Source organism: Aeromonas caviae (assembly GCF_000819785.1).
GTDB lineage: Bacteria > Pseudomonadota > Gammaproteobacteria > Enterobacterales > Aeromonadaceae > Aeromonas > Aeromonas caviae.
The window spans coordinates 183,462-208,112 of sequence record NZ_CDBK01000014.1; the positions used below are offsets into that span (position 1 = coordinate 183,462).

The following is a 24,651-nucleotide window of genomic DNA, read 5'->3' on the forward strand; positions in this document are numbered from 1 at the left end:
AGACGCCGCTTCGCCCCTATTTTTCGACGAGGTCAATGATGAACAGTGACAGGGCCCTGCGCCACGAACCCAAACGCCATGGCATAGGACAGGGCTGGATCTGGATCCGCACCGGATTCGACATCTTCAACAAGGGGATGGGTGCCAGCGTGGCCATGATAGTGCTCTGGTTTGTGGTGGGCATCGTGCTGGATCAGCTGCCGGCGGGGGGCTTGATATCCCAGTTGCTCTACATGGTGTGGGGGGCTGGCTGGGTGGCGGTGGCGCGGCGGGGTCACCATGGCGAGGCACTGCAATTTGGCGACTTCTTTGCCGGTTTCCGCCATCGGTTGACCCCCTTGATGCTGGGGGGCCTGATGGTGCTCGGCCTCATCATGGGGATCCTGATGATCTGCGTGTTCCTGCTGCACCAGTGGGGACTCACCGGCCTGTTGTCCGCGGATCCGGGCTCCCTGGCGCTGACCCCGGAGCAGGCACAGGGTTTCCTCGTCTGCGCCCTGGTGGGATTGGCACTGTTCGTTCCCGTGCTGATGGCCATCACCTTCGCCCCCGCCCTTATCCTCTTCCATCAGGTCGGGATCTGGCAGGCAGCCCGGCTCAGCTTCAAGGGATGTCTGCGCAACATGTGGCCCTTCCTCTGGTGGGGGCTGCTCGGGGCCGTGCTGATCTTCTTTGGCGCACTCCTGATGTTGGTGGGCCTGCTGGTGGTGCTGCCTGCCATCAACTACTCCATTTATGCCGCCTATCACGACATCTATCTGGAGGATCAGGAGGCCGAGGAGGGAGAGACCCCGGTCAAGGCATTCGGTTTCGAAGCCTGACCTGGCACAGGATGGAGCAAAGAGGGGCCGCGAGGCCCTTTTTTTGTGGCGGCTCGCAGGGATCAGAGAGAGGGAGGGGCTTCCTGCCACAGGGGATCGTCCGCCATCCGCTCCACGAGAAAGTCGAGGAAGCTGCGCAGCAGGGGGGACATCTGTTTGCGGGTGCCATAAACGGCATAGACGCCGAGGCGCTTGGGCTGCCAGGGGGTGAGCAGGGGGACCAGGGCGCCGCTTGCCAGATGGGGGTGAACCGAGTAGGCGGGTTGCAGGCTGATCCCCGCCCCGTCCAGGGTGGCGGCCAGCAGCAGGTTGGAGATGTTGGCGCTGAGGTTGCCGCTCACCGGGACGGATTCGGGACCATCGGGCCCCAGAAACTCCCACAGGCTCTTGCCGAAATAGGTGTAGGTGAGGCAGTTGTGCAGTGCCAGATCCTGCACCTGCTGCGGCGGAGCATGGCGGGCCAGGTAGGCGGGGCTGGCGCACACCACCGAGTGGCAGGTACCGAGCCTGCGGGCCACCAGGTTGGGATCGAGGTCGTTGGTGATGCGCAGGGCGAGATCGATTCGCTCCTCCACCAGATTGACCGTCCGGTCCAGCAGCAGGATGTCGATCGCCGTGCCGGGGTAACGGGCCAGGTAGTCGTTCGCCGCCCCGACCAGCAGGGCTTCGGAGAGAGAGTAGCTGCTGGTGATGCGCAGTTGCCCCTTGGGGGCCTCGTCATGGCGGATGGCCAGGTGCTCCATCTCTTCCCCCAGGGCCAGCATGGCTCTGGCCCGGTTCAGCGCCTCTTCTCCCGGCCCGGTCAGGCTCAGCCGGCGGGTGGTGCGGTGCAGCAATCTGGCCCCCATCCAGCGTTCCAGCTCGGCCAGGTAGCGCGACACCATGGCGCGGGACATCTCCAGTTTCTCCCCGGCGCCGCTCAGGCTGCCCTGTTCCACCACGCAGACGAAGACCCGCAATGCGGTCAGCCTATCCATCTTGTGCCCCTATATGCTCGATTTGTGCAACAGTGATGCGCCTATTATGCGGTATTTGTATCGATGGTGATGCAATAAACTGCGCTCATTCCATTAATCCACACCGATGAGCGTTATCTGATGAACAACACACTGCGTACCCTGACCCTGACCAGCCTCCTGATGATGGGTTCCGCCCTGGCGGCCCCCCTGACCGTGACCGTCTACAACCCCGGCGAGAAGGCCATCTTCCCCGTCTCCTCCTCACTGGTAGCCGGTGACAAAGAGGCCATCCTGATCGATGCCCAGTTCGACGTGCAACATGGTCAGGCGCTGGTGGACATGATCAAGAAGAGCGGCAAGAAGCTGACCACTGTCTATATCAGTGCCGGTGACCCCGACTTCTACTTCGGTCTGGAACCCGTCATGGCGGCGTTCCCGGATGTCAAAGTGCTGGCCGACCAGCATGTGGTCGACCATATCAAGCAGACCAAGGATGCCAAGCTGAGCTACTGGGGCCCGATCCTGGGCAAGGATGCACCCAAGAGCCTGACCGTGCCGCAAGTGATGACGGCCAGCCACCTGACGCTGGATGGCGAGAAGATTGACATCAAAGAGATGAACACCCCGAATGCCTACCTCTGGGCCCCTTCCATCAAGACGGCCTTTGGTGGTGTGCCGGTCTACAGCGGCGTGCACGTCTGGATGGCGGACAGCCAGTCCAAGGCCGCTCGCAGCAACTGGGTCAAGGCGCTGAACAATCTGCTGGCCCTGAAACCCGAGCGTGTGGTGCCGGGTCACTTCCTGGGAACTGCGCCCAAGGGTACCGAAGCCGTGACCTTCACCCGTGACTACGTGCAGCGTTTTGAGCAGGAGCTGGCCAAGACCAAGCACTCCGGCCAGCTGATTGAAGCGCTGAAGAAGGCTTACCCCTCCCTGCCGGTCGACGATGGCCTGGCCATCGGTGCCAAGGTCAATACCGGCGAGATGAAGTGGTAACTCCCTGACGCCTACTTCCCTGTGTTTTTTTACCGGGCCCGAGGGCCCGGTTTTTTATCCAGCCTTGAAGCGAGAATGATGATGAACGAAGCGCAAACAACCCTCCATTATGTCTATGACCCCCTCTGTGGCTGGTGCTATGGCGCCGCCCCCCTGCTGAAAGCCGCTGCCGAGATCCCGGGCCTTCGCATCGAACTGCATGGGGGGGGCCTCTGGATGGGCGCCAGGCGCCAGGCCATGGGCCAGCCCCTGCGGGACTATGTGCGCCCCCATGACGAGCGCATCCACGCCCTCACCGGACAGCGCTTTGGTGAGCGCTACTTCAACGAGCTCCTGCTCAACGAGTCGCTGCTCCTCGACTCCGAGCCGCCCATTCGCGCCGTTCTGGCGGTGAGCGAGCTTGGCGGCGACGGCCTTGCCTTGTTGCACCGCATCCAGGAGACCCACTACCGGGATGGGGAATGGGTCGGTTCCCCGACACGGCTGGCGGCGCTCGCGCGGGAGCTGGGGCTGACACCGGAGGCATTCGCCCTGGCCTTTGGACGGGTCGATCTTGTGGGCCATCTGGCCACAAGCCAGGCGTGGCTGCGCCGGCTCGGCGGGCAGGGGTTCCCGACCCTGGGATTGATGCAAGGGGAGCGCGTCGTTGCGCTGCCTGTCTCCTCCTATCTGGGAGAGCCATCGGCATTCGCGGATCACATCGCCTCCCTGATGGGGTGAGTCTCTCACCCATCGCCTGCGGCTTGTCAAAGGAGAGGGAGAGGGCAGACCCGTCTGCGCGCCTCCCTTGTCCCCCGCACCGTTCTTGTGCATGCTATCGGCCTCATTGAACGGCAGGATGCAGTACCTATGAACCTTCGCGATCTCGAATATCTGGTAGCGCTGGAAGAGGAGAAACACTTTCGCAAAGCGGCGGAGCGCTGCTTTGTCAGCCAGCCGACCCTGAGTGGACAGTTGCGCAAGCTGGAAGATGAACTGGGGGTGATCCTCATCGAGCGCACCTCCCGCAAGGTGCTGTTCACGCCCGCCGGCGATGCCATGGCCCGTCAGGCACGCAAGGTGCTCAAAGAGGCGCGAGAGCTCAAGAGCATAGGCCAGCACTTCGCCGAGCCCATGTCCGGCGAGATCCACATCGGTTTCATTCCCACCGTGGGCCCCTATCTGCTGCCCCACATCATCCAGGATCTGCGTGAACACTTCCCCAAGCTGGAGTTCTACCTCTACGAAGATCAGACCCAGGTGCTGCTCAAGCGGCTGGAGGAGGGGGAGCTGGATTGCCTCGTGCTGGCGGAGCTGGAAGGGATGGAGGGGTTTGGCGCCATCCCCCTCTATCAGGAGCCCATGTGGCTGGCCGTGCCCCAGCATCACCCGGAGGCGAGCGCCAAGGCGGTGCCCCTGCACAATCTCAAGGGCAAGAAATTGCTGATGCTGGCCGACGGTCACTGCCTGCGGGATCAGGCGATGGGTTTCTGTTTTGCCGCGGGCATCGGTGAGGATCAGCGCTTCAAGGGCACCAGTCTGGAGACCTTGCGCAACATGGTCGCCGCCGGCAGCGGCATGACGCTGGTGCCCAGGCTCGCCGTGCCCGCCAACCCGGAGGAGGGGGGCGTCAGCTATCGCCCGGTGATCAACCCCGTGCCAGGGCGCACCATCTCCCTGCTCTATCGTCACTACTCGGTGCGCCGTCCCTGCTTCAATGAGCTGGCGGCCCGCATCTCGAGTCTGATGAAAGCCCTGCTGGGCTGACGCAGCCCGCTCGTCATCCCGAAACAAAAACCGGCGCCTGGGCGCCGGTTTTTGTTGTTTCCAGGGGGACCTAGAAGATGTCGTCGGTGGAGACGGGACCGTCTGTGGTCGCATCGTCACCGCCATACACCTGGTTGCCATCGGAGATCTGGCTCGCGTAGCGGGTGGGCTCTGTGCCCTCTTTGAAGAACTCCTCCGTGGTACTGCCATCGGCGCGATTGGTCAGCAGACCGGTTTCACGATCGATGCGGACCTGCATGATCCCTTCGGGGACCGGCATCTTGCGCTCGGGCACCTGTTGCAGAGCCGTCTTCATGAAGTCAATCCAGATGGGCTGGGCGGCGCCGCCGCCAAACTCGGCCCGGCCCAGACCGCGCTGGTGGTTGTCAAAACCGATCCAGGAGGTGGCCACCAGATTCGGGGTATAGCCGGAGAACCAGGCATCCCTAGATTCGTTGGTGGTCCCCGTCTTGCCCGAGATGTCGTGACGCTTGAGGTCACGGGCTGCCCGCCAGCCGGTACCACGCCAGCCATTGCCACCCCAGATGGCGGTGGTCAGGGTGTCGGTGATGAGGAAGGCGCTCTGGGCACTGATGGTCTGCGGTGCCATGTTGTTGGGCACGACAGGATCGATGGGGCACTGGGCCTTCCAGTCTGCCGTGGTATTGGCATAGGCATCCGCGCTGTCGAGACCGGCGGCGGCCAGCACGCCGCAGTCGCGGCAGGCGGCGGCCGGGTTGGCCTCGAAGAGGGGGGTGCCGAAGCTGTCGGTCACTTCGGTGATGAAGTAGGGGGTGACCTGGAAGCCGCCATTGGCCAGCACCGAGTAGCCGCGCACCACTTCCAGCGGGGTAAACTCCGCCGCACCCAGCGCCAGGGATTCGTTGGCGGAAATGTGATCACGGGCGAAGCCGAAGCGGGTCAGGCCGTCGATATAGGTATCCAGCCCGATGGCGCGCATCAGGCGGACCGACATCACGTTCTTGGACTTGGCAAGGCCGAGGCGCAAGGTGGTCGGCCCTTCATAGATGGCGGGCGAGTTCTTGGGTTGCCACATGGGGCCCTTGGCAGGATCCCACTGGTTGATCGGTGCATCGTTGATGAGGGACGCCAGGGTATAGCCCTGCTCCAGCGCGGTGGCATAGAGGAAAGGCTTGATGTTGGAGCCGACCTGACGACGGGCCTGATCGACCCGGTTGAACTTGGAGAGCTCGAAGCTGAAGCCGCCGACCAGGGCCTCGATGGCGCCGTCTTGCGGGTTCATGGCCACCAGGGCGGCGTTGACGTCGGGGATCTGGGAGAGCAGCAACTCTTCCCCTTTCTCCCTGACCCAGATCTGGGCGCCGACTTTGAGTACATCCCGCGCCGATTTCGGGGCAAAGCCCTGGCGATCGTCGGTGATGAAGGCGCGCGCCCACTTGATGCCATTCCAGCCCAGTTCGGCCTGTTTGCCATTCTTGAGCACCAGGGTGGCGCTCTTGTCGCCGAGCTGGGTGACCACGGCGGCCATCAGGGGCTGATAGGTCGGCTGCTTGGCCAGATGGGCCATGATCTGCTCGTAGTCCCAGGCCGTTTCACCGGCTTTCCACAGCAAGGCGGTCGGGCCACGGTAGCCGTGGCGGGTGTCGTAGTCGAAGACACCGTCCAGCAGCGCCTGATGGGCGGCGCGCTGACGCTTGGCGGTGACGGTGGTGTAGACGTGCAGCCCCATGGTGTAGGCATCTTCACCAAACTGCTCCACCATCTTCTGGCGTACCATCTCGCTCAGATAGGGGGCGTTCAGCGTGGTTTCGGCACCGTGAAAACGGGCCTTGACCGGCATCTTGGAGGCTTCGTCATACTGGGCCTGGGTGATCTTGCCGGTTTCCAGCATGCGACCCAGTACCACGTTGCGGCGAGCGAAGGCGCGCTCCGGGGAGCGGATCGGGTTCAGCATGGAGGGGGCCTTGGGGAGACCCGCGATGATGGCGATCTCGTCCAGGGTCAGATCCTTGACCTCCTTGCCGAAGTAGACCTGGGCAGCCGCGCCGACCCCGAATGCCCGGTAGCCGAGGGGGATCTTGTTGAGATAGAGGGTGAGGATCTCGTCCTTGGAGAGGTTCTGCTCGATGCGCCAGGCGAGGAATACTTCCTTGATCTTGCGTACAAGAGTCTTCTCGTTGCTCAGGAAGAAGTTGCGGGCCACCTGCTGGGTAATGGTACTGGCGCCCTGACGCGCCTGGCCGGAGACGGCCCAGACGGTGGCGGCACGGATGATGCCGATGGGGTCTATGCCCGGGTGCTCATAGAAGCGGGCATCTTCGGTGGCGAGTACGGCATCGATCATGGACTGGGGAATTTCGTCCAGCCGCAGGGGGATGCGACGAATTTCGCCAAACTGGGAGATCAATTCCCCGTCCCGGCTGTAGACCTTCATGGGGGTAGCCAGTTTGACATCGCGCAGGGCGCTGACGTCCGGCAACTGGGGCTTGATGTAGAAGTAGATGCCGATGAGGCTGGCAACGCCCAGCACAGCACCCAGCATCATGACAATAAACAGGCGAACGAGCCATTTCAGCATGGAAGAACTACCAATCGTCTTAAAATTAGCCAACGGGCGCAGAGTATAGCCTTTTTACCCTCGCGGATTCGAGGTTTTCCTGTCCGCAAACAGGCGACCCCGAGAAGAGGCGGGAGGGTAGCACTCCAGGGCACAATTACCAAGGGGGCGGCAATCAAGGCCGAAAGGAGAGGGGCGTCAACTTTTGACACAAACTTTATGACATTGATAGATAGAGCATTATATTGAGTTAAGCCGTCACATCATGACGCGCTGTCCTACAATAAGTCCGAAAACCCAATAACGCATGGATGTGTATATGTTTGGGCTATTAAGTAAGGGATCCCTCGTCTCCATGGCGGGCATTGATTTTGGCAGTCAAACCATCAAGGCCGTCACCATCAGCGGACGTCCCGGCAAGGTGCACCTCGGTTCGGTTGCCGAGATCCCCATGCCAAGAGGAACGCTGGTCGACTATCAACTTCAGGACATTGAACGGGTCAGTCAGTCTCTCAAGTCGCTCAAGCGGCTCGTGCAAGGGGATTGCCAGAACGTGGCCACGGCCGTGACCGGTTCCAACGTCATCACCAAGATCATTCAGGTCGATACCAACATCAACGAGAGCGAGCTGGAGAACCAGGTTCACCTGGAGGCAGAGCAGCTCATCCCCTTTCCCCTCGATGAAGTGAGCTTGGATTTTGAAATCCTCGGCATGGCGGGCGACAACGGGCGTCAGGAGGTCCTGCTCAGTGCCGCGCGGACCGAGAGCGTCAGTGGCCGGGTCAGTGCCCTGACGGAGGCAGGCATGACGACCATGGTGGTGGATGTGGGGGCCCATGCGCTCGGACGCGCCGTGCTGGCCTGCCTGCCTGACCTGCAAACCTCGGAGAAACCGGTTGGCATCGTCGACATCGGTGCCAGCGCCCTGACTTTCGCCGCCCTGCTACGGGGCCAGGTCATCTATTCCCGGTTGCAGAATTTTGGTGGTGATCAATACAGCCAGGCATTGGCCTCTTTTTACAGCATGAGTATGGAAGAAGCGGAACTGGCCAAGCTCCAGGGCTCCCTGCCTGCGGATCATGAGGTGGATGTCCTGTTGCCTCACCTCAGCACCCTGGTGTTGCAGATACGGCGCAACGTGCAGCTGTTTTGCAGCTCTTCGGGGAACAAGGAGCTCTCCAGGCTGGTGCTGACCGGAGGGGGGAGCCTGCTGCCGGGGCTGGCCGGACAAATCGGCAGCGAGCTCAACTGCGAGGTGCTGCATCCCGATCCCTTTGCACTTTTTGGCAAGCCGCAGGGAGAGGGGGGGCTGACTCATGGGGCCAAGTACATGACGGCGCTCGGGCTGGCACTGAGGAGCTTCACACCATGTCAAATATAAACCTTCTGCCCTGGCGGCAGGCTCGGGCGCAGCGTCAGAAGAAACAATTCGGCATCCTGTTCGGTCTGTTCCTGGCGGGGACGGCAGCCATCGCCTTTGCCGCAGACTGGCTGGTGCAGCAGCAGATCGGTTACCAGCAGCAGCGCAATCAGCGGTTGCAGCAGGAGATGGCAACCCTGGACACCCAGCTTGGGGAGATCAGGCTTCTTAAGGAACGGCGCAAGGAGTTGATTGACCGCATGCAACTCATCGAGCAGTTGCAGATGCGCCGCAACATCCCTGTGCGTCTGTTCAATCAGCTGCCGGTGCTGGTCCCCAATGGGGTATATCTTGATAGCCTTGCCTTGCAAAACAACAAGATAGATGTGAAGGGAAAGACCGAAGCCTATGGCAGGGTTGCCAGCATGATGCGCCGAATCGACGGTTCCGGCTGGCTGACACAATCCCAGCTCAGCACCATTTTCACGGCCGAGGTGGCCCCCATCGCCCTGAGCCAGTTCTCCATGATGTTCCAGATTGCCACGGCGCTACCCAACGTGGCTAAGGGGCAAAAATGAACCTGCAACAACTCAACGACCTGGATCTCAATGACATTGCCCGCTGGCCGCCGATCGCCAAGGGCATCTTTGTCTTCTTCTGCTGTGCTCTGCTTGGCGGGGCACTCTATTACTACGTGATTGCCAATTCCCTGGCGGCCCTGGGTCGTGAAGCCGCAAAAGAGACCGAGCTCAAGGGACAATTCGAGAGCAAGGCAATGCTGGCCGCGAACCTGGAAGCATACAGAAAGCAGATGGTCCAGCTGGAACATCTGGTCGACACCCAGCTCAAACAGCTGCCCAACACCCACGAAGTCGCCGGTTTGCTGGATGACATCAGCTTCATTGCCACCGACAACGGTTTGACATTGAACAGGATCAACTGGGAGCCAGAGGTGAAACACGAGTTCTCCACCGAGCTGCCCATGCGCATCGAGGTCGTGGGCACCTATCACGAACTTGGCAAGTTCACGGCGGACATGGCTGCTTTGCCGCGCATCGTGATTCTGGATTCTTTCCAGCTCAGCCAGGGGAAGGGGGGTGAGCTGATCGGTATGTCCATGCAGGCCAAGACCTACAAGTACAACGGCAAAACCGTGGAGAAAAAGCCATGAGTATGAGAGTGGGCGTACTTCTCTTGTCGGCGCTGCTGTTGACGGCCTGTGGGGGACAGGAGGACATGGATGAATATGTCAAACAGACCAAGGCCAGAAAGCCGGTACCGATCGAACCTTTGCCGGAGATAAAGCCCTTCTCGCCCATGGTCTATCAACGCAGCGATCAGCGCAGTCCGTTTATTGCACCCCAGCCGGAAACCAGTTCCAGGCTGGATGCCAAGGCCAAGCCGGACTGTGCCCAGATAGTGGCCAATCGGGAAAAGGAGGTGCTGGAACGCTACTCGCTTGCCAGCCTGAGCATGAAAGGCTCCATCGGCAAGCAGGGGCAGTTGTGGGCATTGATCAAAACCCCGGACGGGCAAGCCGTGCGCGTCGGGCTCAACCAGCACATGGGGCTGGATCAGGGCAGGGTCATCAAGATAACGAACACGCATGTTGACTTGATGGAGACGGTACCGGATGGCAAAGGATGCTGGGTCACCCGAGAAACCCAGCTGGCCATGGCCAATCTCGACGCAAAACTATGATCAGGGATGAGCAGAGATGAGAACAACAATAAGAAGGATGACCGGTGTGGCGCTGCTGTGGCTGGGCGGATGCACTCAGGTGTGGGCAGTACCCGCGTTGCAGGAGGTCAAGGTGAATCCCCTGCTGGCCGATCAACTCCTGCTGGAGCTCAGCTTCAGCGAACCGGTCAGCGGTTTTACGGACAGGTTGACCTATGAACCCAATCAGCTTCTGCTGCACGTACCCGGGGCCATCGGTGCCCTGACGGTCAATCCCCTGCCCATCAAGCAGCAAGGGGTGAACAACCTCCTGGTGGAGGGGAAGGGGCAGGGGCTCGACATCAAGATCGCCCTCGATCAGCTCACCCCCTATCAGGTCCATCAACAGGGCAATAAATTGCTGGTGGCGCTGGGAGACAAGGCCGGGCAGCCGGTTGCCTCCTCGGCGGCGCCTGTTGCAGCCAGCCAGTCTGCGCTCGTCAGAAGCCAGCCGGTGACTCAGTCTGCATTGATTGACACCCAGCGAGTTGCCCAGAACCAGTCCCAGTATCAGGCTCAGCCGGCCATGGCTTCCACACCTACTGTGGCTCCTTCGCCCGTTGCCCCCGGCAAGCCGGTGTTGTCCGTGTCTCAGACAAACATGGGGGGCGCCTACTTCAACTCGGTCAAGGGCGTGGATTTTCGCCGTGGCAAGGAGGGGCAGGGGGAGTTCCTCGTGACGCTGGACAACAGTTCGGCGGCGGTGGATGTCAGCAGCCGTGGTCAGAAAGTGCTGGCCAAGTTCCACGGTACCCGGGTGCCTGATGATCAGCTCAACCTCATCAATGTGCAGGACTTTGCTACCCCGGTCTCCCAGGTGGAGGTGTTCCGCCAGGGCAATGACACCCTGTTCGAGCTCTCGGTGAACGGCCAGTTTGACTACCGTTACGATCAGGCCGACAAGATGTTCATCATCGAGGTGAAAAAAAGGGTGGCTACCACGGCGGCGAAGCAGTACCAAGGCAAGCCCATCTCATTGAACTTCCAGGATATTCCTGTTCGTACCGTGTTGCAGATCATCGCCGATTTCAACAATCTGAACCTGGTGACCACGGACTCGGTCTCCGGCAACATCACGCTGCGTCTCGATGGCGTGCCCTGGGAGCAGGCGCTGGACATCATCCTCAAGGTCAGAGGGCTGGACAAACGGCTGGATAACAACATCCTGCTGGTGGCGCCGGCGGACGAGATTGCCGCTCGCGAGAAACAGCAGATGGAGAGCCGCAACCAGGTGGCGGATCTTGCTCCCCTCTACACCGAGTATCTGCAGATCAACTATGCCAAGGCATCGGAAGTGGCGGCCCTGCTCTCCTCCGAGAGTACCAAGCTGCTCTCCCCCAGAGGGGCGGTCAGCGTGGATGAACGTACCAACGTGCTGGTAGTCAAGGACACGGCGGATGTCATCAGCAACGTCAAGCGGATGCTGGATATCCTCGATATCCCGGTCAAGCAGGTGGTGATCGAGGCGCGCATGGTGACCATTGATGATGGTTTCGATGAGGCACTGGGGGTGCGCTGGGGTGTGACCAAGACAGACGGTCATGGCAACGGCACCTCGGGCACCATAGAGGGTAATGATGGCGCCGGAAACAATGATGGCAGTTCCACCATCACTCGCCCCAACGTAGAAGACAGACTCAACGTCAACCTGCCGGTGACCAACGCGGCCGGCACGTTGGCGTTCCAGGTTGCCCGTCTTGCCAATGGCACCCTTTTGGATCTTGAGCTCTCGGCTCTGGAAAAGGAGAGCAAGGCCGAGATCATCGCCAGTCCGCGTGTCACCACGGCCAACCAGAAGCCGGCCCTGATCGAGCAGGGGACCGAGATCCCCTATGTGGAGTCCTCTTCGAGCGGGGCGACCTCGGTCACCTTCAAGAAGGCGGTGCTGAGCCTCAAAGTCACACCGCAGATCACCCCGGACAACAGGGTGATCCTGGACTTGACCGTGACTCAGGATACCAAGGGTGAAACCGTGCCGACCGGGACCGGGGATGCGGTGTCCATCAACGCCCAGTCCATCACCACCCAGGTGTTGGTCAACAACGGTGAAACTCTGGTGCTTGGCGGCATCTATCAACAGACCATCAAGAGCGATGTCAGCAAGGTGCCGCTGCTGGGGGATATCCCCGGGTTGGGCTATCTGTTCAAGAAAACCACCAGTGAAAACAAGAAGCGTGAACTGCTGATCTTCGTGACCCCGAGGATAGTGACCGACGCCCTCTGAAAACTTTACTTGTGAGAGTAAAACACATATAACCTTACGCCCCGATGAGGCTGGGGCGTAAGGGCTGCGGTTGCCAGTCCTGGTTTCTACTGAGATAATCCCCCTCCTGATCCATCGCAAGATAAGGTTCATAGGTACCCCGGTCGAGTGTTTACCGGGGCCATACAGTTTGTAATTACTAACGAAAAGACATGGCTGAGAAACGCAATATTTTCCTGATAGGTCCCATGGGTGCGGGCAAGAGCACCATAGGTAGACATCTGGCAGAACAACTGCACATGGAGTTTTTCGACTCAGATCATGAGATTGAGCGCCGCAGTGGTGCCGATATCGGCTGGGTGTTCGATGTTGAAGGCGAAGAAGGCTTCCGGATCCGCGAAGAGAAGGTGATCGGTGAGCTCGCCGAACAGCAGGGTATCGTGCTGGCAACGGGTGGCGGTGCCATCAAGAGCCGTGAAACCCGCAACAAACTCTCCGCACGCGGCATTGTGGTCTACCTCGAAACCACCATTGAAAAGCAATTGGCGCGAACCCAGAGAGACAAGCGTCGTCCCTTGCTGCAAACCGAAGAGCCGCCCCGTGAAGTGCTTGAGCGTCTTGCGCAAGAGCGCAACGCCCTGTACGAAGAGGTTGCCGATTTTGTCATCCAGACGGATGACCAGAGTGCCAAAGTTGTCGCTAATCAAATCGTCAAGTTGATTGGTATGTAATTCATTAGAGGACGTCCATGGAAAGGTTGAAGGTCGAACTGGGTGAACGCAGCTACCCGATAGAGATAGCTGCCGGTCTGCTGCAACGCCCCGAGGTACTGGCGCAGACGATCAAGGGCAAGCGGGTCATGATAGTGACCAATACCGTGGTCGCGCCCCTGTATCTTGAACAGATCATTCAGTTGCTGTCCGGTTTTCAGGTGGAACACCTGATCCTGCCCGATGGCGAGGCCTACAAAACCCTGGCGACCTTCGAGCGGATCATGTCTGCTCTGCTGGAAACCAGCCATGGTCGTGATACCACTCTGATCGCTCTGGGGGGCGGTGTGATAGGTGATGTTGTCGGCTTTGCTGCGGCAAGCTACCAACGAGGCATTCCGTTTATTCAGGTGCCTACCACGCTGCTCTCCCAGGTTGACTCTTCCGTCGGCGGCAAGACCGCCGTCAACCATCCCCTCGGCAAGAACATGGTGGGTGCCTTCTATCAGCCCAAGCATGTGATCATCGATACCGACTGCCTCAAGACCCTGCCTGCCCGGGAATTTGCCGCCGGCATGGCCGAGGTGATCAAATACGGCATCATCTGGGATGCCGCCTTCTTCTCCTGGCTTGAAACCAACATGACCCGCCTGCAGCGCCTCGACGGTGATGCACTCTCCTATGCCATTCGCCGCTGCTGCGAGATCAAGGCCGATGTGGTCGGTCAGGACGAGACCGAGCACGGCGTGCGCGCCTTGCTGAACCTGGGACATACCTTCGGCCATGCCATCGAGGCGGAGAAGGGTTATGGCAACTGGCTGCACGGTGAAGCCGTGGCGGCAGGAACCATGCTGGCGGCCGAGACGGCCCTGGCCCGTGGCGACATGACGGCGCAAGAGGTGGCACGAGTCCGCGATCTGCTGTTGGCCGCCGATTTGCCGGTCAAGGCACCGTCCGATATGGATTTTGCCGCCTTCATTCGCCATATGCGCCGTGACAAGAAGGTGCTGGAAGGCAAACTGAGGCTGGTGCTGCCGATCGGGATCGGACAGGCCCAGGTCGTGGCCGATGTGACAGACGAGCAATTGATGGCGGTGATCGAGTCTGGTCGTGACCACTAATAAATTGCTCAAACTGCCTTCTCAGCGGCAGTTGGTTGACCGGCTGCTGCACCTGATCGAGTTCAACCACCCCTTTGTTTTTCTCTCCGGCAAGCCAGGCAGTGGCCGTGGCACACTGTGCGAGTCGCTGCTTGCCCAACTGCCCGATGCGGTGCGGGTGGCCAGCCTCATCGGCAGCCCGTCCATGAAGATGGCGGATGTGCGCCAGTTGCTGTTGCAGCAGGTGGTGGCACGTCCCCTGTTCAACGCGCAGGATGCCCTGGCGGACAGCTTCTTTCGCATGGTGGGTGACAAGCCTGCCAGACTGCTGCTCATCATCGAACGTGCCGATACCTTGCCTGCCGAGCTGGTGGGGGAGTTGTGGGCGCTCTGTCGTCACAACGATACCCTGGCATCTCCTCATAAACTGGCCATCCTGCTCTCGGGTGATGACGCCTGGTGTCGCAACCAGAAGGAGCTCCTCAAGGGACGAGCCATGCCAGCCCTCGAGCTGGAAGTCGCGCCACTGAGCGCTCCTGAGCAACGTATCTTCTTGTATGAGAAGGCCAAAGAGCTCAAGATCCCGACAGCCCTCTTGCCCAAGCCGAAAGTGGAAGAGATCCTGAATGGGGCGGGCGGACATCCGTCAGCCATCATGCAGTTACTGGAGGATACCATGACCGACAGAAGGCCCAAGAAACGTCAGGCCGAGTTGCCCGTCAAGAAGATAGCGATCGTGCTTGCCCTGGTGGCGGGCGGGTTGCTGGCCCTGAGCTATCTGCCCCTGTTCGACAGTGCAGGCCAGGACCCCGCCCAGGCTCCGTCCCAGGGGATGGCGTTGCCCGATCCTGTCTCAAGCGATCCTGTGAACGTCGGTGCGGCGAGCGGGGCTTTGGGTACTCAGGCGAACAGTGGCGCCGCTGCCATCCCGTCAGGGAATCAGGTTGCCCGCGATTGGCAGTCCGATGCCAAGCCCTTGCCCAAGAAGGTCGAAAGTGAGACGGTCACCACGGAGTCAACCAACTATGAGGGGCGCCGGGTCGTCATCTCCGACGAAGTGGTCGAGAAATTGATGAACCAGCCGAACGTCAGCGGCGCCTTGCCCACGGCCGTGGTGGATGAGCTGGTGGGGAGCGGTTCCCGTGCGGTCCCGACCGGAACGACGGCCCAGGTCAAGAATCCGGCCCCGAACAGTGTCCCCGCCCGGACAGAGGCTCAACCGGCCAGTGGCGCGCAGACAGCGCCGGTCGCGGCCCCAGCGGCCAAGGTGGCGTTGACGCCGGTGGCGACTCTCAACAAGAAGCCGAAGAATCACTACAGCATCCAGTTGATGGGGGCGAGCAACACCAAGGCGGTAGACAGCTTTGTGGCCGAGCATGGCTTGGCGGGCAAGGTGTGGGTCTACAAGACCCGTTTCCGTGGCAGTCCCTGGTATGTGGTGGTGCAGGGAGACTACGGCAGCAGTGCCCAGGCCAAGGCGGCCATTCGCAAGCTGTCGCCTGCCTTGCTCAAGGGACAACCCTGGCCCAAGTCATTCGCCCAGATACAAAAAGAATTGAAGCAATAGCCAGCCACCCGAAGAAGGGGGTAGAATCACCCCCCTTTTTTGGGCATAGCCTTGTCAACACCGGACTTCCATGAAAAAAACACGCGCGTTTTTAAAATGGGCCGGGGGAAAATACTCCCTGGTCGAAGAGATCGCCGAGCGTTTGCCGGCCGGGCGTGTGTTGCTGGAGCCCTTCGTCGGGGCGGGATCCGTGTTTCTCAACACGGATTACGACGCCTATGTGCTCAACGACATCAATCCGGATCTCATTGGCCTCTACAACCACCTCAAGCAGCAGCCGGACAGCTTCATCAGCGAGGCCCGCAAGCTGTTCGTGGCCGAGCACAACCACAAGACCGCCTATTATCGGCTGCGTACCCAGTTCAACCAGACCGCTGCCGGGTTTGAGCGGGCTCAGTTGTTCCTGTTTTTGAATCGCCATGGTTTCAACGGCTTGTGCCGTTACAACAAGAAGGGGGGGTTCAACGTTCCCTTCGGTTCCTACAAGAAACCCTACTTCCCGGAGAAAGAGCTGTGGGCGTTTGCCGAGAAGGCGCAGAAGGCGACGTTCATCTGCGAAAGCTATGCCGACGCCATGGCCCGTGCAGAGGAAGACTGGGTGATCTACTGTGATCCGCCCTATGCCCCCCTCTCCACCACGGCGAGTTTCACCACCTATTCGGCAGGCGGTTTCACCCTGGACGATCAGGCGCTGCTGGCCAGGCTGGCTCGCCACACCGCCGCCCATAAAGGGGTGCCCGTGCTCATCAGCAACCATGACATCGAGTTGACCCGCGAGCTCTATCGTGGCGCCCGGCTCGACGAGATCTTGGTCAAGCGTACCATCAGCCGCAACGGCGGTGGTCGCAACAAGGTGGCCGAGCTGCTGGCGCTCTATCCGCCCGGCATCGAGCCCGAACAGGGCTATTATCCCGGTGAGGCGGAGCTGGTTGCCGTCGGCTGAGTGAACAACGGTCCCTGAGGGGGCCGTTGTCATTTCTGATGCTGCCGCTGGCATTCCGTGAGCCGCGCCTGGCATCGTGTGCCAGCCATGGTGCCGGAGCGGCGTGTTCTGTAGATGCGGGTCGTTTTCATCGCCCTTTTGCGATAAAATTGCGCCGTTTTTTCTGCCACGCTGCCAATGGATGACGCTGATGAAAGACTTTCTGATTGCCCCCTCTATCCTCTCCGCCGACTTTGCCCGTCTGGGTGAGGATGTGGCCAAGGTGCTGGCCGCCGGGGCCGACGTGGTCCATTTCGATGTGATGGACAACCATTATGTCCCCAACCTGACCATAGGCCCCATGGTCTGTCAGGCGCTGCGCGATTACGGCATCGAAGCGCTCATCGACGTGCACCTGATGGTCAAGCCGGTGGATCGCATCGTGCCTGATTTTGCCAAGGCCGGTGCCAGCCTGATCACCTTCCACCCGGAAGCCTCCGATCACGTGGATCGCACCCTGGGCCTCATCAAGGAGCAGGGTTGCCAGGCTGGTCTGGTGCTGAACCCCGCGACCCCGCTCACCTGCCTGGAGTACGTGATGGACAAGCTGGACGTGATCCTGCTGATGTCGGTCAACCCGGGCTTTGGCGGTCAGAGCTTCATCCCCGGCACCCTCGACAAGCTGCGCCAGGTGCGCCGTCTGATCGACGAGAGCGGCCGCGACATTCGCCTGGAAATCGATGGCGGGGTCAAGGTCGACAACATTCGCGAGATTGCCGAGGCGGGTGCCGACATGTTCGTGGCGGGCTCTGCCATCTTCGGCAAGCCGGATTACAAGGCGGTGATCGACCAGATGCGCGCGGAGCTTGCCCATGTCCGTCGCTGATCGCCCCTTTGACCTGGTGCTGTTCGATCTGGATGGCACCCTGATTGACAGCGCCCCGCAACTGGCGCTGGCGGTCAACCGTACCCTGGCGGAGCTGGGGTTGGCCGAGGCCGACGAGTCCGTGGTGCGTACCTGGGTCGGCAACGGCGCCGACAAGCTGATCCAGCGGGCTCTCGATTACCGCGACGCCCCGGAGCAGTTTGCCAAGGCCCGCCCCCTGTTCGACCGTCACTATCAGGCCTGTCTGCTGGAAGGCCTGGCCATGTATGACGGAGTGGCCCGTAGCCTGCGCCGTCTGCAGGGGCTGGGTTACCAGCAGGCCGTGGTGACCAACAAACCGAGTCACTTCGTGCAACCCATTCTGGAGGCCCTCGGCATCAGCGACTGTTTCGCACTCTGGCTCGGGGGCAACTGCGTACCCGTCAAGAAGCCGAGCCCGGAGCCGCTGTTGCACGCCTGCCACGAGCTGGGTGTCAGCCCGTCCCGCACCCTGATGGTGGGGGATTCCGAAAATGACGTGCTGGCCGCCCAGGCCGCCGGCATGAAGGTGGTGGGGCTCACCTATGGCTACAACTATGGCCGCCCTATCGCAGACTCTCGCCCCGACTGGGTTTGCGAGCAGTTTGCCGAACTCGACGCCCTGCTGGTCTGATCCAGACCGGGCTGGCGGATAACAAGGATTACTACTCTGATGACTAAACCAATCGTATTGAGCGGTGCCCAACCCTCGGGCCAGCTGACCATCGGCAACTACATGGGAGCCCTGCGTCAGTGGGTCAGCATGCAGGATGACTTCGACTGCCTCTATTGCATCGTCGATCTGCACGCCATCACCACTCGCCAGGATCCGGCCGCCTTGCGCAAGGCGTGCCTCGACGCAGCCGCCCTCTATCTGGCGGTGGGCATTGACCCGGCCAAGAGCACCGTCTTCATCCAGTCCCACGTGCCCCAGCACGCCGAGCTCGGCTGGATCCTGAACTGCTACACCCAGATGGGCGAGCTGTCGCGCATGACCCAGTTCAAGGACAAGTCCGCCCGTTTCGAGAACAACGTCAACGTCGGCCTGTTCGGTTATCCGGTGCTGATGGCGGCCGACATTCTGCTTTATCAGGCCAATCAGGTGCCGGTTGGCAATGACCAGAAGCAGCATCTGGAGCTGACCCGCGACATCTGCACCCGCTTCAACAACCTCTATGGCGAAGTCTTCACCCTGCCGGAACCCTTCATTCCGACCGAAGGGGCCCGGGTGATGAGCCTGCAGGACCCGACCAAGAAGATGTCCAAGTCCGACGACAACGAGGCCAACTTCATCGGCTTGCTGGAAGATCCCAAGCAGATCGTCAAGAAGATCAAGCGGGCGATGACCGACTCGGATGAGCCGGCCGTGGTGCGTTTTGATCCCGAAAACAAGCCGGGGGTCTCCAATCTGCTGACCCTGATGTCCGGTGTGACCGGCCGCTCCATCCCGGAGCTGGAGCAGCACTTCGAAGGCAAGATGTACGGCCACCTCAAGAGTGAAACGGCCGATGCCGTGGTCGCCTTGCTGGAACCCATCCAGGCGCGCTTCCGCGAGCTGCGTCAGGATGAGGCCCATCTGCAGGCCATTTTGGCGGCTGGCGCACAAAAGGCGCGTGAAAGGGCTGAAAAAACCCTGATCAGCGTATATGATGTCGTCGGCTTCGTTCCTCGAGCCTGACATACTGGGAAGGTGTAGTAGAAGAGAGCTGGGTGGATGCCTGGCTTTCTTTGTTTTACACCTTCCGGTTTGTCGCAACCTCCCCAATGTCAAACACGGGCTTTGCCCCAAGAGAAAGCATGTCTGTCGAATCACAAACCCTGAGTGAAGAGTTGGGTGACAAGGGTCACTGGCTGCGCAAGTTTCGCAAGGCCAAGAGCCTAAATACCTTGCAGTTGATGGTCTCCAACGCCATCGACAAGCACCACAAGACCCCGGCCATCGCGGCTGCCATCTATCTGGCCGAGTGCCAGCGGGAACGGGAACTGGAACAGGGCCGTTATCTGGACCGCTGAGGTCCGTTCCCTTGCCAAGGTGACTCCTTCCCACCTGCCTGTCACGACCTGTGCCCTTTTCCCGGTCGCCTCCCGTCTCTTTTACCTTGCCATCCTGACATGGAGCGGCTGATGCTGCCCGGTCGGGGACAGGCCCACCGCCGGGTGGGGTCGACAGGCCCGGATCGCCATTGAAGAGCGGACAGACTGCACAGCAGGTGAGGTGATCGCCGGTTTATTAACGCAAAGAGACATGCCAGAATGCGCGGCGTTTGTCTGCCCGCCCTCGCAACGGGCTGTCCGATCACCGTCTCTGTCTTATTCCCAGGGTGTTTGCATGCTGCTACTCATCGACAACTACGACTCCTTTACCTGGAACCTGGTGCAATACTTCGGCGCTCTGGGGCAAGAGGTGGTGGTCAGGCGCAACGATGAGCTGAGCCTGGAGGAGATAGCCCGGCTTGCACCCCGCCATCTGGTGATCTCTCCCGGCCCCTGCACGCCAAACGAGGCGGGCATCTCTTTGGCCGCCATCTCCCGTTTTGCCGGCGAGATCCCCATCCTCGGCGTCTGTCTCGGCCATCAGTCCCTGGCACAGGCCTTTGGTGCCCGGGTGGTGCGTGCCCGTCAGGTGATGCACGGCAAGACTTCTCTCATCCGTCACAAAGGGGAGGGGGTGTTCAAGGGGCTCAACAACCCGCTGCGGGTGACCCGCTATCATTCTCTGGTGGTGGAGGCGGCGTCGCTCCCCGACTGTTTCGAGGTCACCGCCTGGAGCGAACATGCCGACGGCAGCCAGGACGAGATCATGGGGCTGCGGCATAAAACGCTGGCGCTGGAGGGAGTGCAGTTCCATCCGGAGAGTATTCTGAGCGAACAGGGGCACCAGTTGCTGGCCAACTTTTTGGCCGTTTCCTGAAAAAATTGCGATGTCTGTCTCAAAACCGTCATGAGGCAAAAAAAAATTTCCCTGAGACTTTATTCACCCTCCTCCCTGTCCAAATTATCTCTTGCCAACACCCCCTGAGCCGTTATGCAATGCGGTTGCCTAAAATCTCAAAGGCAATCGAACATTGTTCCTTATAGGCGGTTAAGTTACAGACTTTTTACTTTTTTTCTGTGATAATTCCGCCACGTTTACACGGATTTAACTTTTGGGCGGTGGATTATTCTGCCGCGAGATAGCAGGAGAGCAATATGTCAGAGTTGTTGGCAGTGACACGTGAAGTGTTTGATGAAGTGATGGTTCCCAACTATGCGCCGGCCAAAATCATCCCGGTGCGCGGCGAGGGGTCACGTGTCTGGGATCAGGAAGGCCGCGAGTATGTGGATTTCGCGGGCGGGATCGCGGTCAATGGCCTGGGCCATTGCCATCCCAAACTGGTCGAGGCCCTGAAATCCCAGGGTGAGAAGCTGTGGCACCTCTCCAACGTGATGACCAACGAGCCGGCCCTGCGCTTGGCCAAGAAACTGGTCGCCGCCACCTTCGCCGAGAAGGTCTATTTCTGCAACTCCGGCGCCGAAGCGAACGAAGCGGCCCTCAAGCTGGCCCGCCGCTACGCCATCGAGAAGTTCGGGGCCCACAAGACCCAGATCATCGCCTTCCACCAGGGCTTCCACGGCCGTACCTTCTTTACCGTCAGCGTCGGCGGCCAGGCTGCCTACTCCGATGGCTTCGGTCCCAAGCCTGCCGACATCACCCACGTCGCCTACAACAACCTGGAGGAGCTGGCTGCCGTCATCTCCGACAACACCTGCGCCGTGGTGATGGAGCCGCTGCAGGGCGAGGGTGGCATCATCAGCCCCACCGACGAGTTTGCCAAGGGGGTGCGCGAGTTGTGCGACAAGCACAACGCCCTGCTGGTTTATGACGAGGTGCAATCCGGTGTCGGTCGTACCGGCGAGCTGTTTGCCTATATGGGTCTGGGCGTCACGCCGGACATCCTCACCAGCGCCAAGGCGCTGGGCGGTGGCTTCCCCATCGGCGCCATGCTGACCACCACCGAGATCGCCTCCCACCTGAAAGTGGGCACTCACGGCTCCACCTACGGCGGCAACCCGCTGGCCTGCGCGGTGGCAGAGGCGGTGATCGACGTGGTCAACACCCCGGAAGTGCTGAGCGGTATCAAGCAGCGCGAGCAGCTGTTCCGCGAAGGGCTGGAAGCCATCAACGCCAAGTACCACTGCTTCAGCGAAGTGCGCGGCAAGGGCCTGCTGCTGGGCGCCGTGCTCAACGATGACTTCAAGGGCCGCTCTCGCGACTTCCTGCTGGCCTCCATCGATCAGGGCCTGATGGCGCTGGTTGCCGGTACCAACGTGGTGCGTTTTGCCCCCTCCCTGGTGATCCCGGAAGCGGACATCAAGGAAGGGCTGGCCCGGTTCGAGAAAGCGGTCGCTCAGGTGGTCAACGCCTGATCCAAATTGAGGTGGGGAGCCCTCCCGGCAGGAGCCGGGACCCCACCTGTCGTCAATGAAAGGGAGTTGTCATTTATGTTGGTTATCCGTCCTATCGAGCAGCGCGACTTCGCCGGCCTCAAGACCTGTGCCATCGAATCCGGCACCGGCATGACATCCTTGCCGGTCAACGACGAGCTGCTGCAACGCAAGATCGATGCCTCGACCCAGACCTTCCTGGACAAGCCCGCTGGCAAGGGCGAGTGCCTCTATTTCTTCGTGGCCGAGGATCTGGAGACCGGGGAGATGGTCGGTACCTGCGCCATCGACGCGGCGGTCGGCCTGTCCCAGGCGTTCTACAACTATCACATCGGCAAGGTGGTGCACTCCTCTCCCAAGCTCGGCATCTACAATGTCGTGGAAACCCTCACCCTCTCCAACGACTACACCGGCAATTCCGAGCTCTGCACCCTGTTTCTGCGTGAATGCGCCCGCGAGGGGCTCAACGGCCGTCTGCTCTCCAAGCACCGTTTCCTGTTCATGGCCGAACACCCCGAGCTGTTTGACAGTACCGTCTTTGCCGAGATGCGTGGTGTCTCCGATGGCAACGGCCACAGCCCCTTCTACGAGTGGCTGCAAAAACATTTCTTCTCGATGGATTTTCCCACCGTCGACTATCTGACCGGCATCGGCAAGAAGCGCTTCATCGCCGAGCTGATGCCCAAGTACCCCATCTACGTCAATCTGCTGAGCAACGAGGCGCGCGCCGTCATCGGCAAGACCCACGAAAAGACCCGGCCTGCCCTCAAGATGCTGCAGGATGAGGGGTTCGTGAATCGCGGTTATGTCGACATCTTCGACGCCGGCCCCACCGTCGAATGCGAGGTGAAGAACATTCGCAGCGTGCGCCGCAGCCAGAAGTTGGCGGTGCTGGTGGGTGAGCCCATCGGCGGCCATACCTACCTCATCTGCAACGCCAGGTTCGAGCAATACCGCGCCTGCTACGGCAACATCCGGGTCGATCTGGACAAGCACGAAGCCATCATTCCGCCCAAGATGGCGGCCGCCCTCAAGGTGGAAAATGGCGACATGGTGCGCGTCGTCGATCTGGATTGACCCGCCCCGCAGCACAGCATTGAGACAGGCTGCCGAGGCGGCCTGCGTACCCACAGGGAGTGAATTGATGATGTCTTTAGTCCAGTATATCGATGGCCAGTGGCTGGCCGGTGAAGGCAAGCCGTTCGAATCCATCGACCCGGCCAAAAACGAGGTGATCTGGCGTGGTGAGGCGGCAAGCCAGTCCCAGGTGGATGCGGCCGTCAAGGCGGCCCGCACGGCCTTCTACCATTGGTCCGATCTGGCCCTTGAAGAGCGCCTTGCCATCGTGCGCCGCTATGCCGACCTGCTCGGCGAGCACAAGGAGGCGCTGGCCCTGACCATCGCCCGTGAAACCGGCAAGCCCCTGTGGGAGACCCGCACTGAAGTGGCGGCCATGCAGGGCAAGATCGCCATCTCCATCCGGGCTCATGACGAGCGTACCGGCACGGTGGAAAACCCCATGCCGGGCGCCAAGGCGTTCGTGCGCCACAAGCCCCATGGCGTCGTGGCCGTGTTCGGCCCCTACAACTTCCCGGGCCACCTGCCCAACGGCCACATTGTGCCAGCGCTCATCGCCGGCAATGCGGTCGTGTTCAAGCCTTCCGAGCTGACCCCCATGGTGGCTGAAGCCATGGTCAAGGTGTGGCAGGAGGCGGGGCTGCCCAAGGGGGTGCTCAACCTGGTGCAGGGGGAGGTCGACACCGGCAAGGCGCTGGCCGGCAACCCGGACATCGACGGCCTCTTCTTCACCGGCTCCTCACGTACCGGCCACTTCCTGCATCAGCAGTTTGCCGGCCAGCCGGGCAAGATCCTGGCACTGGAGATGGGTGGCAACAACCCGCTGATCGTGAAAGATGTGAGCGACATCGACGGCGCCGTCCATGCCATCGTGCAGTCCGCCTTCATTACCTCCGGCCAGCGTTGCACCTGCTCGCGCCGTCTGTTTGTCGAGCGCGGCGAGCGAGGCGATGCCCTGGTCAAGCGCCTGGTGGAGGTGGTCGGCCAGATCAAGGTCGGCCTCTATGACGCCGCCGAGCAGCCGTTCATGGGCGCCATGATCAGCGAGAAGGCCGCACTCGGCATGGTCGAGGCGCAAGCCAACCTGCAGCGCCTAGGTGGTGAAAGCCTGCTTGCCCTCAAGCACCTGGAAGTGGGCACCGGCTTTGTCTCCCCGGGCATCATAGACGTGACCGCGGTCAGCGCGCTGCCGGATGAGGAGTACTTCGGCCCGCTGCTGCAACTCGTCCGCTACGACGACTTCGATGTGGCCATCGAGAAGGCGAACGCCACCAGTTTCGGTCTCTCGGCCGGTCTGCTCGGTGACAACGAAGCGGACTGGAACCACTTCTTCAAGCGGATCCGTGCCGGTATCGTCAACTGGAACAAGCCCATCACCGGCGCCTCCAGTGCCGCCCCCTTCGGCGGCATCGGTGCCTCCGGCAACCACAGGGCGAGCGCCTACTACGCCGCCGACTACTGTGCTTACCCGGTCGCCTCCGTCGAAGACAGCAAGGCTGCTATGCCGGATCAGCTGTCTCCCGGTCTGACCTTCTGATAACAAGAAAATAAAAGAGGGGCACTGAACAGGTGCCCCTGTCTGTACCCGCAATCAAAGGAAAGA

The 24,651-nt window shown here is 60.8% G+C and carries 23 protein-coding genes; 21 read left to right on the forward strand and 2 right to left on the reverse strand.

Annotated features, from left to right (window positions below):
* Nucleotides 1-38: 38 nt before the first annotated feature.
* Nucleotides 39-821 (forward strand): BPSS1780 family membrane protein, encoded by a 783-nt coding sequence (locus BN1120_RS02205; RefSeq protein ID WP_042014559.1) that lies wholly within the window; start codon nucleotides 39-41, stop codon nucleotides 819-821.
* A gap of 62 nt (nucleotides 822-883) precedes the next feature.
* On the opposite strand, the gene BN1120_RS02210 is transcribed toward BN1120_RS02205, so the two are convergent.
* Nucleotides 884-1,798: a LysR family transcriptional regulator gene (locus tag BN1120_RS02210; protein WP_041215629.1), complete on the reverse strand. Its 915-nt coding sequence runs from the start codon at nucleotides 1,796-1,798 to the stop codon at nucleotides 884-886.
* Nucleotides 1,799-1,918: 120 nt separating this feature from the next.
* Here BN1120_RS02210 and BN1120_RS02215 point away from each other — a divergent pair, with 120 nt between their 5' ends.
* From BN1120_RS02215 to oxyR, 3 genes are all read left to right on the forward strand, one after another.
* The gene (locus BN1120_RS02215) at nucleotides 1,919-2,776 is read left to right on the forward strand and encodes a Vmh family MBL fold metallo-hydrolase (RefSeq protein WP_042014538.1); all 858 of its coding nucleotides are present in this window, start codon (nucleotides 1,919-1,921) and stop codon (nucleotides 2,774-2,776) included.
* A gap of 75 nt (nucleotides 2,777-2,851) precedes the next feature.
* Nucleotides 2,852-3,496, forward strand: coding sequence for a DsbA family protein (locus BN1120_RS02220; protein ID WP_042014539.1), 645 nt, complete (start codon nucleotides 2,852-2,854; stop codon nucleotides 3,494-3,496).
* A 129-nt stretch (nucleotides 3,497-3,625) separates the two neighbouring features.
* Nucleotides 3,626-4,522: a DNA-binding transcriptional regulator OxyR gene (oxyR, locus tag BN1120_RS02225; RefSeq protein ID WP_010673817.1), complete on the forward strand. Its 897-nt coding sequence runs from the start codon at nucleotides 3,626-3,628 to the stop codon at nucleotides 4,520-4,522.
* Between the two features lie 70 nt (nucleotides 4,523-4,592).
* On the opposite strand, the gene BN1120_RS02230 is transcribed toward oxyR, so the two are convergent.
* Entirely contained in the window at nucleotides 4,593-7,082 is a 2,490-nt protein-coding gene (locus BN1120_RS02230; protein WP_010673818.1) for a penicillin-binding protein 1A, read from the reverse strand.
* Between the two features lie 298 nt (nucleotides 7,083-7,380).
* Between BN1120_RS02230 and tapM the strand changes: the two genes are divergently transcribed.
* The 17 genes from tapM to astD all read left to right on the forward strand — a co-directional run bounded on the left by tapM (nucleotide 7,381) and on the right by astD (nucleotide 24,585).
* Nucleotides 7,381-8,442: a PilM family type IVa pilus assembly protein TapM gene (gene tapM / locus BN1120_RS02235; RefSeq protein ID WP_041212565.1), complete on the forward strand. Its 1,062-nt coding sequence runs from the start codon at nucleotides 7,381-7,383 to the stop codon at nucleotides 8,440-8,442.
* A complete protein-coding gene (gene tapN / locus BN1120_RS02240) occupies nucleotides 8,430-8,999 on the forward strand; it encodes a PilN family type IV pilus biogenesis protein TapN (protein ID WP_039039579.1) in 570 nt (189 codons plus the stop codon). The genes tapM and tapN overlap by 13 nt, the downstream gene beginning before the upstream one ends.
* The gene (gene tapO, locus BN1120_RS02245; RefSeq protein ID WP_041212566.1) at nucleotides 8,996-9,592 is read left to right on the forward strand and encodes a PilO family type IV pilus biogenesis protein TapO; all 597 of its coding nucleotides are present in this window, start codon (nucleotides 8,996-8,998) and stop codon (nucleotides 9,590-9,592) included. Before tapN ends, tapO begins: the two co-directional genes overlap by 4 nt.
* Nucleotides 9,589-10,122, forward strand: coding sequence for a pilus assembly protein PilP (locus tag BN1120_RS02250; protein WP_407923521.1), 534 nt, complete (start codon nucleotides 9,589-9,591; stop codon nucleotides 10,120-10,122). The genes tapO and BN1120_RS02250 overlap by 4 nt, the downstream gene beginning before the upstream one ends.
* Before the next feature lie 16 nt (nucleotides 10,123-10,138).
* Nucleotides 10,139-12,364, forward strand: a complete 2,226-nt coding sequence (locus tag BN1120_RS02255) for a type IV pilus secretin PilQ (RefSeq protein WP_042014541.1) — start codon at nucleotides 10,139-10,141, stop codon at nucleotides 12,362-12,364.
* Nucleotides 12,365-12,555: 191 nt separating this feature from the next.
* Entirely contained in the window at nucleotides 12,556-13,074 is a 519-nt protein-coding gene (gene aroK, locus BN1120_RS02260; protein ID WP_010673824.1) for a shikimate kinase AroK, read from the forward strand.
* Between the two features lie 17 nt (nucleotides 13,075-13,091).
* Nucleotides 13,092-14,174 (forward strand): 3-dehydroquinate synthase, encoded by a 1,083-nt coding sequence (gene aroB, locus BN1120_RS02265; RefSeq protein WP_039039582.1) that lies wholly within the window; start codon nucleotides 13,092-13,094, stop codon nucleotides 14,172-14,174.
* Nucleotides 14,164-15,720 carry an SPOR domain-containing protein gene (locus BN1120_RS02270; RefSeq protein ID WP_042014542.1) on the forward strand — a complete coding sequence of 519 codons (1,557 nt, stop codon included), beginning with the start codon at nucleotides 14,164-14,166 and terminating at the stop codon, nucleotides 15,718-15,720. The genes aroB and BN1120_RS02270 overlap by 11 nt, the downstream gene beginning before the upstream one ends.
* Nucleotides 15,721-15,790: 70 nt before the next feature.
* On the forward strand, nucleotides 15,791-16,663 hold the full coding sequence (locus tag BN1120_RS02275; RefSeq protein WP_029314124.1) for a Dam family site-specific DNA-(adenine-N6)-methyltransferase: 873 nt from the start codon (nucleotides 15,791-15,793) through the stop codon (nucleotides 16,661-16,663).
* A gap of 190 nt (nucleotides 16,664-16,853) precedes the next feature.
* The gene (gene rpe / locus BN1120_RS02280) at nucleotides 16,854-17,528 is read left to right on the forward strand and encodes a ribulose-phosphate 3-epimerase (protein WP_010673828.1); all 675 of its coding nucleotides are present in this window, start codon (nucleotides 16,854-16,856) and stop codon (nucleotides 17,526-17,528) included.
* Nucleotides 17,515-18,180, forward strand: coding sequence for a phosphoglycolate phosphatase (locus tag BN1120_RS02285; protein ID WP_010673829.1), 666 nt, complete (start codon nucleotides 17,515-17,517; stop codon nucleotides 18,178-18,180). The genes rpe and BN1120_RS02285 overlap by 14 nt, the downstream gene beginning before the upstream one ends.
* A gap of 39 nt (nucleotides 18,181-18,219) precedes the next feature.
* A complete protein-coding gene (trpS, locus tag BN1120_RS02290; RefSeq protein WP_010673830.1) occupies nucleotides 18,220-19,224 on the forward strand; it encodes a tryptophan--tRNA ligase in 1,005 nt (334 codons plus the stop codon).
* 119 nt (nucleotides 19,225-19,343) lie between these two features.
* Nucleotides 19,344-19,559, forward strand: coding sequence for a hypothetical protein (locus BN1120_RS02295; protein ID WP_010673831.1), 216 nt, complete (start codon nucleotides 19,344-19,346; stop codon nucleotides 19,557-19,559).
* Between the two features lie 316 nt (nucleotides 19,560-19,875).
* Entirely contained in the window at nucleotides 19,876-20,457 is a 582-nt protein-coding gene (locus tag BN1120_RS02300) for an aminodeoxychorismate synthase component II (RefSeq protein ID WP_041215622.1), read from the forward strand.
* A gap of 278 nt (nucleotides 20,458-20,735) precedes the next feature.
* Complete coding sequence (locus BN1120_RS02305; RefSeq protein ID WP_010673833.1) at nucleotides 20,736-21,953, forward strand: aspartate aminotransferase family protein; 1,218 nt, start codon at nucleotides 20,736-20,738, stop codon at nucleotides 21,951-21,953.
* A 75-nt stretch (nucleotides 21,954-22,028) separates the two neighbouring features.
* Nucleotides 22,029-23,048 carry an arginine N-succinyltransferase gene (gene astA, locus BN1120_RS02310; RefSeq protein WP_010673834.1) on the forward strand — a complete coding sequence of 340 codons (1,020 nt, stop codon included), beginning with the start codon at nucleotides 22,029-22,031 and terminating at the stop codon, nucleotides 23,046-23,048.
* Between the two features lie 67 nt (nucleotides 23,049-23,115).
* Complete coding sequence (astD, locus tag BN1120_RS02315) at nucleotides 23,116-24,585, forward strand: succinylglutamate-semialdehyde dehydrogenase (protein ID WP_042014543.1); 1,470 nt, start codon at nucleotides 23,116-23,118, stop codon at nucleotides 24,583-24,585.
* Nucleotides 24,586-24,651 lie beyond the last annotated feature (66 nt).